This is a genomic window from Cryptosporangium arvum DSM 44712 (genome assembly GCF_000585375.1).
Taxonomy (GTDB): domain Bacteria; phylum Actinomycetota; class Actinomycetes; order Mycobacteriales; family Cryptosporangiaceae; genus Cryptosporangium; species Cryptosporangium arvum.
Genome location: NZ_KK073874.1, coordinates 3,483,437 through 3,496,445, shown reverse-complemented (window position 1 = coordinate 3,496,445; position 13,009 = coordinate 3,483,437). Strand labels below are relative to the sequence as shown.

At 75.4% G+C, this 13,009-nt stretch carries 1 protein-coding gene (only partly in view); it reads right to left on the bottom strand.

Annotated elements, in window-relative coordinates; all coding sequences use genetic code 11:
- On the bottom strand, positions 1 to 13,009 hold the beginning of the coding sequence (locus tag CRYAR_RS49605) for a type I polyketide synthase (protein WP_035851732.1). The gene continues 14,492 nt to the left of window position 1, outside the view; 13,009 of the gene's 27,501 nt are visible here — the first part of the coding sequence; the start codon lies at positions 13,007 to 13,009; its stop codon lies beyond the left edge, outside the window.

The window sequence follows — 13,009 nt, the reverse complement described above, 5'->3', positions numbered from 1 at the left end:
GGCGGGCCGGACGCTGGCCGGCGGCCGGTGCCCGCACGACGCGTCGCACCCAGAGGCCGGTGTCGCGGACCGAGATCTGGTCCTCGCCGGCGTCGGCGAGCGCCCGCACCAGCCCGATGACCGGTCCACGCAGGTCGATCAGGCCACCCCAGCGGCGCGGGTGCTCGAGCGCGGCGGTCAGACCGATCCCCCACACCTGCGCCGAGACCGGGGCGCCGTGGGTCACGCACCACAGCGGCGCGTCGATCCCGGCGTCGCCGAGTGCCTGCACCAGCGACACGGTCAGCGCCACACCGACGGTCAGCGCCGGATACGCCCGGCTGCGCTCCTCCGCGTCGGACAGCACCGACAGCACCCCGGTGAGGGGGCCGGTGGCCGCCAGCCGGGAGGCCAGCTCGACGCGGTCCACGCAGCTCTCGTCCAGCACCAGCCGGTGTACCCGCGCCCCGGCGGCGGTCAGCGCCTCCTCTTCGGCCGCGCCCGCGTCCGCCTCCGCGGCGACCAGCAGCCAATCGCCGGTCAGCACCGCAGGCGCGGTCGGCCGCCAGGGACGCCACTGCTCGCGGTACCGCCACGAGTCGACGGTGGACAGGTCGCGGCGCCGCTGCCGCCACGACGAGAGCGCGGGCAGCACCTGCCCGAGGCTCTCCTCGTCGATGTGCAGGCCGCGGGTGAGCACGTCGACGTCACGCTGCTCGACCGCGGTCCAGAACTCCGCGTCCCACGCGTCGATCACCGGCGGAGCGGCCGGCACCAGCCACAGCGGCTGCCGCTGGAACGCGTACGTGGGCAGCGGCACCGCCCGGGCGCCGGGGAAACAGGGAGTCCAGTCGGCCGTGCCGCCGCGAACGAAGACCTCGGCGAGTGAGGTGAGGAAGCGATCCAGGCTGCCGTCGTCGCGGCGCAACGTGCCGGTCACCGCGGCGGGCTCACCCGACGCGTCGAGAACGTCCTGGACGCCGACGGTCAGCACCGGGTGGGGGCTCGACTCGACAAAAACCCGGTAGCCCTCGTCGACGAGCGCACTCACGGCGGGCCCGAACCGGACGGTGTCACGCAGGTTGCGGTACCAGTAGCCGGCGTCGAGCTCACCCTCCTCGACCCAGCCGCCGGTCACTGTGGAGTACATCGGGATGAGCGGGCGGCCGGGCCGCACCACCGCCAGCTCGGCCATCAGCTCGGCACGGAGCTCCTCGACGTGCGCCGAGTGCGACGCGTAGTCGACCTCGACCCGGCGGGCCCGGACGCCACGTGCCACGAGGCCGTCACGCAGGCGCCGCACGGCCTCCGCGTCGCCGGACACGATGGTGGCGGCGGGCCCGTTGACGGCGGCGAGCGACAGGCCGTCGGCGGCGAGCAGGGGTTCGACGTCGGCGGCGGGGAGCGCGACGAACAGCATCGCGCCCCGGCCGGCCAGGCTTCGGGAGATCGCCTGGCTGCGCAGCGCGACCACCCGCGCGCCGTCCTCCAGCGACAGCGCACCGGCCACCACCGCGGCGGCGATCTCTCCCTGGGAGTGTCCGACGACGGCGTCCGGCCGCACGCCGTGGTGCTCCCACAGCGCGGCGAGCGACACCATCACCGCGAACGACAGCGGTTGGAGAACGTCGACGCGGTCGACCGGGACGTCGTTGTCCTCGCCGCGCAGGACCGCGAGCGGCGACCAGTCCAGCCAGCGGTGCAGGGCGGCCGCGCACTCGGCAATCCGCGCCGCGAACACCGGTGACTCGTCCAGCAGCCGGGCTCCCATCCCGGCCCACTGCGCGCCCTGACCGGGGAAGACGAGCACGGTCCGGCCGTCGACGTCGGCGGTGCCGCGCACGACGCCGGGGTGTGGGGCGCCGGCGGAAAGGGCGTTCAGGGCTCCGGTCAGCCCCTCCCGGTCGCGGCCGACGGCGACCGCGCGGTACTCGAACGAGGAGCGGGCCGTCGTCAGCGTGTGGCCGACGTCGGCCGCGGCGAGGCCGGGTCGCTCGTCCAGGTGCGCGGCGAGCCGGGCGGCCTGCTCGGCCACCGCGGCCTCGGCCCGGGCCGAGACGACCCACGCCAGCGCGGGCGCCGTTCCCGGTTCCGCGTCCACGGCCGCCGGCGATGGCCCCTCCTGCAGCACGACGTGGGCATTGGTGCCGCTGATCCCGAACGACGACACCGCGCAGCGGCGCACCCGGTCACCGCGGGGCCACTCGGCCGCCTCGGTCAGCGGCTCCAGCGTCCCGTCCGACCAGTCCACGTGCGACGTCGGGCGGTCGACGTGCAGCGTCGCGGGCAGCACACCGTGGCGCATCGCCTGCACCATCTTGATGACCCCGGCGACACCCGCCGCGGACTGGGTGTGGCCGATGTTGGACTTGATCGAGCCGAGCCGCACCGGATCATCGGCGGTCCGCCCCGCCCCGTAGGTCGCCTGCAGGGCCTGGATCTCGATCGGATCGCCGAGCGCGGTGCCGGTGCCGTGCGCCTCGACGGCGTCGACGTCCGCCGCGGACACCCGGGCGGCGGCCAGCGCCTGGCGGATGACCCGCTGCTGCGACGGGCCGTTGGGCGCGGTGAGGCCGTTGGACGCGCCGTCCTGGTTGACCGCGCTGCCGAGCACCAGGGCCAGCACCTCGTGGCCGTGGCGGCGGGCGTCGGCGAGCCGCTCGACGAGCAGGAGCCCGACGCCCTCGGCGAGCGTCATCCCGTCGGCGTCGTCGGAAAAGGCCTTGGAGCGGCCGTCGGCCGCGAGCGCGCGCTGACGGCTGAACGCGATGAACGCCGCCGGGGTGGTCATCACGGTAGCGCCGCCGGCCAGCGCCAGGTCGCACTCGCCGTTGCGCAGGGCCTGCGCCGCGAGGTGCAGCGCGACGAGCGACGACGAGCACGCCGTGTCGACGGTGACCGCCGGGCCTTCCAGGCCGAGCACGTACGCCAGGCGGCCGGACAGCAGGCTGGGGCTGCTCCCGGTGACCATGTGCCCCTCGGAACCGTCCCCGGCGCCCCGGCCGTACTCCTGGTAGCTGGAGCCGACGAAGACGCCGGTCCGGCTGCCGCGCAGGGTGCGGGGGTCGATCGCGGCCCGCTCGATGCCCTCCCACGCGGTCTCCAGCAGCAGCCGCTGCTGCGGGTCCATGCCGAGGGCCTCGCGCGGGGAGATGCCGAAGAAGTCCGGGTCGAAGTCACCGGCGTCGTGCAGGAACCCGCCGCGCGTCGAGTACGTGGTGCCGCCGCGTTCCGGGTCGGGGTCGTAGAGCGCCGCGGCGTCCCAGCCCCGACCGGCCGGGAAGTCGGTGATGGCGTCCTGCCCGGCGGCGAGCAGCTCCCACAGCTGCTCGGGTGAGCAGGCGTCGCCGGGGAAACGGCAGCTCATGCTGACGATGGCGATCGGCTCGTCGGCGGCAGGTGCCATCGCGGGAGCGACGGTGTCCGGGGCCTCGGCGTCGAGCATCAGCGCCGCGAGGTGCTCGGCGAGGGCGATCGGGTTGGGATGGTCGAAAACGATCGTGCTCGGCAGCGTCAGACCGGTGCTGGCGGCGAGGTGCCGGCGCATCTCGACAGCGGTCAGCGAGTCGAACCCGGCGTCGCGGAACGCGCGCTCGGCGCCGACGGCTTCGGTCGACGCGTGCCCGAGCACCGCGGCGGCGTCGCGGCGCACGAGGTCGACCAGCACACGTCGGCGGTCGCTCTCGCCGAGCGAACGCACCCGGGTGACCAGCTCGTTCGCGGCCCCGCTCCGCTGCGACGCGGCTTCGGTGAGCGCACGGACCTCGGGCAGATCGGCGAGGAGCGGGCTGGGCCGCACCGAGGAGAACAGCGGGTGGTAGCGGTCCCAGTCGAGGTCGGCGACCGTGACCGCGGTGTCACGCTGCAGGATCGCCCGGCGCAGCTCGGCGATCGCGGCGTCCGGCTGCAGGAACCGCAGGCCACGCCGGAGCAGGCTCTCGGAGACGGCGTCGTCCAGGGCCATACCGCCGCCGGCCCACGGGCCCCAGGAGACACACGTCGCCGCGGCGCCGCGTCCCCGGCGGTAGTCGGCGAGGGCGTCGAGGTACGCGTTGGCCGCGCCGTAGGCGCTCTGCCCGGCGCTGCCGACGACGCCGGCGAGCGACCCGAACAGCACGAACAGCTCGGCGTCCGGCAGCAGTTCGTCGAGGTTCGCGGCGCCGGTGAGCTTGGCCGCCAGTACCGCGTTGACCTCGGCCGGCCCGGTCTCGGCGAGGGAGGACGCCTGCCCGGTGCCAGCGGCGTGCACCACGCCGGTGATCGGGTAGCGCGCCACCACGTCGGCGAGCGCGGCGCGGTCGGCGGCGTCGCACGCGACGACGCTCACCTCGGCACCGAGCGCGGTGAGCTCGGCCGCCAGCTCGGCGGCGCCGGGCGCGTCCGGGCCGCGGCGACTGGTGAGCACGAGGTGGGCGGCTCCGGCGCGGGCCAGCCAGCGGGCCACTTCGGCGCCGAGCGCGCCGGTGCCGCCGGTGACCAGCACCGTGCCGCGCACGGTGAAGTCGCGCGCGGCCGGGATGTCCCCGACCGGGTGGCGGCCCAGGCGACGCCCGAGCACGCCGTGCGTCCGGATCGCGACCTGGTCCTCCGCCGGTGCGGGCTGCGCGAGGACGTCGACCAGGCGGCGCAGGGCCGCGGTGTCGAGGTTCTCGGGGAGGTCGGCGAGGCCGGACCAGCGGCCCGGCTGTTCCAGGGCGGTGGCCCGGCCGAGGCCCCACACGGCGGCCTGGTGCGGCCGGGTGACGGGGTCGGCGGGGCCGGTCGAGACGGCGCCGCGGGTCAGTGCCCACACCGGTGCGTCGACGTCCGCGCGGAGCAGGGCGATCGTGAGGCCGAGCCCGCGGGTGGTCGACGGGTACCGCTCGACCGGCCGCTCGTCGAGCGCGACGAGCGAGACCAGACCGGTGGCGGGCGCGAGGCGGGCGGCGAGTACGTCGGGGTCGAGGCAGTCGTCGTCGAGGGTGACCAGCGGTGCGCCGAGCGCCTCGCCGACGGCCGCGGCGAGCGCGGGGTCGACGTCGTCGGTGGTGAGCACGGCCCAGGTGCCGGACGGCACCCGGTCCGGCGCCGGGCGCACGGGCCGCCACTCGACGCGGTAGCGCCAGGCGTCCAGCCGCGTCTTCTCGGCCGCGTTGTGCCGCCACGACGACAGCGCGGGCAGCAGCGCGGCGAGCGACTCGCGCTGGGCGTCCTCCAGGCGCAGCAGCGCCGCGAGCTCGCCGTCGTCGCCGCGCTCGACGGCGGCCCACAGCCGCCGGTCGCCCGGTGCGGAGCCGGCGGTGTCCGGCACCGCGACCGCCTCGGGCCAGAAAAACTCGTGCTCGAACGCGTACGTCGGCAGCGGGACCCGACGGACCGGGCCGAGCAACGCCGCCCAGTCCGGTGTCGCGCCGGCGAGATGCAGGCAGGCCAGGGCAGCGACGAGCGCCGTCGTCCCGGGGCGGTCGGCGCGCTGGGCGGCGATCCCGTCGACGCCGTCGCCGAGGATGCCCGGCACCATCGCCGCGAGCGCGCCGTCCGGCCCGACCTCGACGAACGTGCCCGCTCCGGCGGCGCGCAGCGCGGTGACCGCGTCGCCGAACCGGACCGTGTCGCGGACGTGGCGCACCCAGTACTCCGGGGTGCTCACGTCGCCGCCGGTTCCGGTCACCACCGGGATCTCCGCCGGGTGGTAGGTGAGCCCCTCGGCGACCTGCCGGAACTCCGCGAGCATCGGCTCCATCAGCGGCGAGTGGAACGCGTGGCTGACCCGCAGCCGCGTGGTGCGGCGGCCGTCGGCGGCGAGGCGGGCGGCGAGGTCGAGCGTCTCGCGCTCGTCACCGGCGATGACGACGGCCTCGGGGCCGTTGACGGCCGCGATCGAGACCCCGGCGGTGAGCAGCGCGGTGACCTCGTCCTCGCTCGCCCGGACGGCGACCATCGCACCACCGGGCGGCAGGGCCTGCATGAGGCGCGCGCGGGCGAACACGAGCGCGCAGGCGTCGGCCCGGGAGAGCACGCCGGCGACGTGTGCCGCGGCGAGCTCGCCGATCGAGTGCCCGGCGAGGAGGTCAGGGCGGACGCCCAGGTGACGCAGGAGCGTGAAGAGGGCGACCTCGTAGGCGAACAGCGCCGGCTGGGTCCAGCCGGTGCGGTCCAGCCGCTCGGGGTCGGTGAGGACGTCGCGGTCGAGGCCGAGTTCGGCCAGGACGGCGTCGAGGGTCTCGGCGAAGACGCTGAAGCGTTCGGCCAGGTCGAGGCCCATGCCGATCCGCTGGCTGCCCTGCCCGGAGAAGAGCAGCGCGGTGCGGCCGGACGCGGCCGGTGCCGTGACGATGCCCGGGTCGGGTTCGTCGTCGGCCAGCGCGCCGAGCGCCCGGCGCAGTGCGTCGCGGTCATCGGCGACGACCGCCGCGCGGTGCGCGAACCGGGACCGGGTCGTGGCGAGCGAGTACGCGACGTCAGCCGGGGACAGGTCGGGGTGGCCATCCAGATGGGACCGCAACCGCGCGGCCTGCGCCCGCAACGCCGGCCGAGTCCGCCCAGAGAGCACCCACGCAACCGGTGCGACCGCCATCTCGGCCGGCGCCGCGGGGGTTACCGCCGGGGGCGCTTCGACGATTGTGTGGACGTTTGTGCCGCTGATGCCGAACGACGACACGCCGGCCCGGCGCGGGCGGCCGGTCTCCGGCCAGGGCACCTGTTCGGTGGCGAGCTCAACCGCACCGGCTTCCCAGTCGACGTGCGACGACGGCGAACCGACGTGCAACGTCCTGGGCACGACCCCGTGCCGCATCCCGAGCACCATCTTCATCAGCCCGGCCACCCCGGCAGCGGCCTGCGTGTGCCCCAGGTTCGACTTGACCGACCCGAGCAGCAGCGGGCGATCCGGGTCCCGGTCCCGGCCGTACGTCGCCAGCAGCGCCTGCGCCTCGATCGGGTCGCCGAGCGTCGTACCGGTCCCGTGCCCCTCCACCACGTCGACGTCCACCGTCGACAGCCCGGCCGCGGCCAGCGCCTGCTGGATCACCCGCTCCTGAGAGGGGCCGTTCGGGGCGGTCAGGCCGTTCGAGGCGCCGTCCTGGTTGACGGCACTCCCCCGCAGCACCGCCAGGATCTCGTGGCCGTTGCGCCGGGCGTCGGACCGGCGCTCCAGCGCGACGATCCCGACGCCCTCCGACCAGCCGACACCGTCGGCCGAGTCCGAGAACGCCTTGCACCGCCCGTCGGCGGCCATCCCGCGCTGCCGGGAGAACTCGACGAACACCGACGGCGTGGACATCACGGTGACGCCGCCGGCGATCGCGAGCGAGCACTCCCCCGCGCGCAGCGCCTGCGCCGCGAGATGCACCGCGACCAGCGACGACGAACACGCGGTGTCGACCGTGACGGCCGGGCCCTCCAGCCCGAGCGTGTAGGAGACCCGCCCGGAGACGATGCTCGGCGACGTGCCGCTGCCCTGGAACCCTTCGGCGCTGGCTCCCAGCACCGCGCTGTAGTCGCTGTACATGACGCCGACGAACACACCAGTGCGGCTGCCCCGCAACGAGACCGGGTCGAGGCCGACCCGTTCGAGGGCCTCCCACGACGCCTCGAGCAGGAGCCGCTGCTGCGCGTCGGTGGCCAGCGCCTCGCGCGGGCTCATCCCGAAGAACTCCGGGTCGAACGCACCGGCCTCGTGCAGGAAGCCCCCCGAGCGGGTGTACGACGTGCCCGGGTTGTCAGGGTCGGGGTGGTACAGCGCGTCCAGGGGCCACCCGCGGTTGGCCGGGAAGCCGGAGATCGCGTCGGTGCCGTCGGAGACCAGCCGCCAGAGGTCCTCCGGCGACTCGATCCCGCCCGGGTACCGGCAGGCCATCGACACGATGACGATCGGATCGTCGGCCACCGCGCCGCGCACGACCGGCGCGGCGACGGGCGTCGCGGCACCGCGCAACTCGTCGAGCAGGTACCCGGCGAGCACACCGGCGTTCGGGTAGTCGAACGTGAGGGTGGCGCGCAGCCGCAGACCGGTGACCGTGCTGAGCCGGTTGCGCAGCTCCACCGCGCTGAGCGAGTCGAAGCCGAGGCTCTGGAACGGCCGGTCCGGGTCGATCGCCTCGGCGTCGGCGTGGCCCAGCACGGCGGCGACCTGGCCGCGCACCAGCTCCGCGAGCAGCGTGCGCTGCTGCGGCTCGTCGAGCTGGTGCAGCCGCTGCTGCAGGCCGGTCGCGAGGTCCTCGCCGGTGGCCGTGCGGCGCCGCGACCGCGTCCGCACCAGGCCGCGCAGCAGCGGCGGTACCGCGCCGCTGGCGTCGGCCGCCGCGCGTAGCGTCGCCAGGTCGAGCCGCAGCGGGACGGCCACCGCTTCGGCGCCGGCCAGCGCGGCGTCGAACAGCGACAGACCCTGTTCGACGGTGAGCGGCGGCAGCCCGGTGCGGGCCATCCGGGCGTCGGCGTCGGCGAGCGCCCCGGTCATGCCGCCGTCGGCCTGCCACGGTCCCCAGGCGAGCGACACCGCAGGCAGCCCGGCGGCCCGGCGGTGAGCGGCGAGCGCGTCGAGGAACGCGTTGCCGGCCGCGTAACCGCCCTGACCGGCCGAGCCGAGCACACCCGCAGCCGACGAGTAGAGCACAAACGCGGCCAGGTTCAGGTCAGCGGTCGCCCGGTGCAGGTTCCAGGCGGCGTCGGCCTTGGCGCGCAGCGCGGTGTCGAGCTGCTCGCGGGTGAGCGTCTCGATGACGCCGTCGGCGAGGACGCCGGTCGTCTGGATCACCGCGGTCAGCGGATTGTCTGCGGGGATGTCGGCAAGTGCCCGGTGCAGCGCGTCGGCGTCGGCGGCGTCGCCGGCCACGATCCGCACGTCGGCGTCGAGGCCGGCCAGGTCACCGGGGTCCGTCGTCGCGCCGCCGCGGCTCATCAGCACCAGGTGCCGGACGCCGTGCGCGGCGACGAGGTGCTGGGCCAGCGCCCGGCCCAGGTAGCCGGTGCCGCCGGTGATCAGCACCGTGCCGTCGGGATTCCAGGCGGGGGCTTCCCCGGTGGGGGCGGACGTCCGCGCGAGGCGCGGCGCGTAAGGGACGCCGTCGCGCACCACGATCTGCGGTTCACCGGACGCCAGCGCCGCACGCAGCGCGCCCGGGTCGACGGGTGCGCCGTCTTCGAGGTCGAGCAGGACGAACTGGCCGGGGTTCTCGGACTGCGCCGAGCGCACCAGGCCCCATACGGCCGCGGCCGCGAGGTCCCGGCCGTCCGTCGCGCCGCGGGTCACGAACGCGAGCCGCGAGCCGGGAGCCCGCTCACCGGTCAGCCAGTCCCGCAGGCGCACCAGGGCGTCCGCGGCCAGGTCATGAGCGACCAAGGCCGGGTCGGAGCCCGCCTCGGTGCGCACCGAGACCAGCAGCACCCCACCCAGGGACGGACCGTCCGCCCCGGTGAACGCCTCCGCCAAGCCGAACGGGTCGTCGCCGGAGACCGCCACGGAGACCGCGGCGCTCCCGGGGTCGGGCGGAAGTGGTACCCGGTCCAGATGCAGCAGCGCGTCGCGGACGATCCGGTCGGGCTGCTCCCGGGGCGCGGCGCGCAGGGTCAGCGACTCGACCGAGGCGACCGCACCACCCGCCGCGTCACTCAGCGCGATCGACACCACCGCCGGCCCGGCCGGGCTGATCCGGGCCCGGACGTCCGTCGCGCCGGACGCGTGCAGCGTCACGCCCTCCCAGACGAACGGCATCGCCCCACGGGCCTCCTCACCGAGGCCGACGAGCCCGATCGTGTGCAGCACCCCGTCGAACAGCGCCGGGTGAACACCGAACGCCTCCGCGGAGACGCCCTCCGGCAGCCGCACCTCGGCGTACACCTCGTCGCCGAGCCGCCAGGCCGCCGCCAGACCACGGAACGCGGGGCCGTACTCGAAACCGTCGCCCGCCAGCCGGTCGTAAAGCCCCTCGAGGTCGACCGGCTCGGCACCGAGCGGTGGCCACTCCGCGTCCACATGCACCGATCCCGGCCCCACTCCGAGCAGGCCGGTCGCGTGCAACGTCCACGGATCGTCGCCGCCCTCGGGACGCGAGAAGATCTTGAGCGCACGACCGGCGTCGTCCGGGCGCCCCACCCACAGCTGCACCTGCACGCCGCCCTCGGCCGGCAGCACCAGCGGCGCGGCGAGCGTCAGCTCCTCCACCCGGTCGCAGCCCACCTCGTCACCGGCGCGGATCGCGAGTTCCAGGAACGCGGTGCCCGGCAGCAGCGCGGCCCCACCGACGACGTGATCGGACAGCCAGGTGTGCGAGCGCAGCGACAGCCGCCCGGTGAGCAGCGCGCCCTCGGAGTCGGCGAGCGCGACGGCGGCGGCCAGCAGCGGGTGCCCGGCGGCGCCGAGACCGGCCGCGCGCACGTCCGCGACCTGCGCGTAGTCACCGCTCGGCCAGTACCGGCGGGGCTGGAACACCTGCGTCGGCAGGTCGACGCGGCGGGCCCCGGTGCCGGCGAAGAACTCGTCCCAGCGCACCGGCACACCCCGTACGTGCAGGCCGGCGAGCGCGGTGGTGATCGTGCGGACCTCGTCGCGGCCGACGCGCATCGCCGGCAACGCAGCAACCGAGTCGCCTCCCGCCATCGCGGTGAGGACTCCGTCCGGGCCGAGTTCGAGGAACACGTCGATGTCGTGTTCGCGCGCCCAGGCGAGACCGCCGGCGAAGCGCACGGGTTCGCGGATCTGCGCGGCCCAGTAGTCGGCCGAGGTCACCTGCTCGACCGTCGCCGGCTCACCGGTCACCCCGGACACGAACGGGATCAGCGGCGGCTGCGTCGAAGCCTCCCGCACGACGGCGCGGAACTCGTCGAGCATCGGGTCCATGTGATGGGAGTGGAACGCGTGGGAGACGTTCAGCCGCTTGACCCGGCGCCCCTCCGCGGTCATCCGGGCCGCCACCTCGTCGACGGCCGCGGTGTCGCCGGACACGACGACGGCGCGCGACCCGTTCACGGCGGCGATCGAGGCACCCGCCGGCAGCGACTCCACCACCTCCGCCTCGGTCGCCTCGACCGCGGCCATCGCCCCTCCGGCCGGCAGCGCCTGCATCAGCGTGCCGCGGGCGGCGACGATCCGGCACGCGTCCGGAAGGTCGAGCACCCCGGCCACGTGGGCGGCGGCCAGCTCGCCGATCGAGTGGCCGATGAGCAGATCCGGACGCAGGCCCCACGATTCGGCCAGCCGGAACAGCGCGACCTCGACGGCGAACAGCGCGGGCTGGGTGTACCCGGTGCGGGCGAGCCGCTCCTCGTCGTCGCCCCAGACGACCTCGCGCAGCGGGGTGTCCAGATGCCGGTCCAATTCGGTGGTGACGGCGTCGAACGCTTCGGCGAAGACCTCGAACCGCTGGTAGAGCCCGCGTCCCATGCCGAGGGACTGCGCGCCCTGCCCGGTGAACAGGAAAGCCACCCGCCGTCGGCCGCGGCTGACGCCCTCCACGGCGTCCGGCGGCGTGGCGCCGTCGGCGACGGCCAGCAGCGCGGCCCTGGCCTGCTCCGGCGAGTCGGCGAGCAGCACGGTGCGACGCTCGAGGCTCGCGCGCGTGGTGGCGGCCGAGAACGCGAAGTCGAGCCCGCCCGCGACGGTCGCGAGCGACGCGGCCTGCGCCCGCAGCGACTCCGCGGTACGGCCGGAGACGAGGATCGGCAGCGAGCCCGGGGGTTCCGCGCGGTCGGCCTCCGGGGCGTCGACCGGCGGGGGTTCCTCCAGGATCGTGTGCGCGTTGGTGCCGCTCATGCCGAACGACGACACCGCGGCGCGCCGCGGCTCGTCGCCGCGGGGCCAGTCGGCCGGTTCGGTGAGCAGGTGCACCGCGCCGGCTGTCCAGTCCACGTGGGACGACGGCCGGTCGACGTGGAGCGTGCGCGGCAGCCGGCCGTGGCGCATCGCCATGGCCATCTTGATCACGCCGGCGATGCCCGCGGCGGCCTGGGAGTGCCCGAGGTTCGACTTGATCGAGCCCAGCTTGAACGGCGTGTCCCGGTCCTGGCCGTACGTCGCCAGCAGCGCCTGGGCCTCGACCGGGTCGCCCAGCGTGGTGCCGGTGCCGTGGGCCTCCACGACGTCGACCTGGTGGGCGTTCAGGCGCGCGTTGCGCAGCGCCTGCCGGATAACGCGCTGCTGCGAGGGGCCGTTCGGCGCGGTCAGGCCGTTGGAGGCGCCGTCCTGGTTGACCGCGGAGCCGCGCAGCACGGCGTGGACGTGGTGCCCGAGCCGCTGGGCGTCACTCAGCCGCTCCAGCACCAGCACGCCGACACCCTCGGCCCAGCCGGTACCGTCGGCGGCGTCGGCGAACGACCGGCAGAACCCGTCGGCGGACAGGCCACCCTGCCGTCCCATCTCGATGAACGTGGCCGGGCTGGACATGACGGTGACCCCGCCGGCCAGTGCCAGCGAGGAGTCGCCTGCCCGCAGCGACTGCGACGCCAGGTGCATCGCCACCAGCGACGAGGAGCACGCGGTGTCCACGGTGACGGCCGGGCCGACGAGACCGAACGTGTAGGCGACGCGTCCGGACAGCACGCTGTTCATGCCACCGGTGAGCCCGAAGCCGTCGATGCGGTCGCCGGGCCCCACCCGGTAGTCCTGCGCCATCGCTCCCATGAAGACGCCGGTGTCGGTGCCGCGCACCGAGGTCGGGTCGAGGCCGGCGCGCTCGAGCGCCTCCCACGACACCTCCAGCAGCAGCCGCTGCTGCGGGTCCATCGCGAGCGCCTCGCGGGGTGAGATGCCGAAGAAGTCCGCGTCGAACTCGGCGGCCCCGCGCAGGAACCCCCCGGCCTGGATCGCGGCCTGGGCGACGAGCTCAGGGCTCCAGCCGCGGTCGTCGGGAAACCCGGAGATGCCGTGCTCGCCCGCGTCGACCATCCGCCACAGGTCCTCAGGCCCGCGGATGCCGCCCGGGTACCGGCAGGCCATGCCGACGATGGCGATCGGTTCGTGCGCGGCGGCCTCGACCTCGCGCAGCCGCTGCCGGGTGCGCTGCAGGTCGGCTCCGGCCCGCCGCAGGTAGTCGCGCAGCTTCTGCTCGTTGTCCAT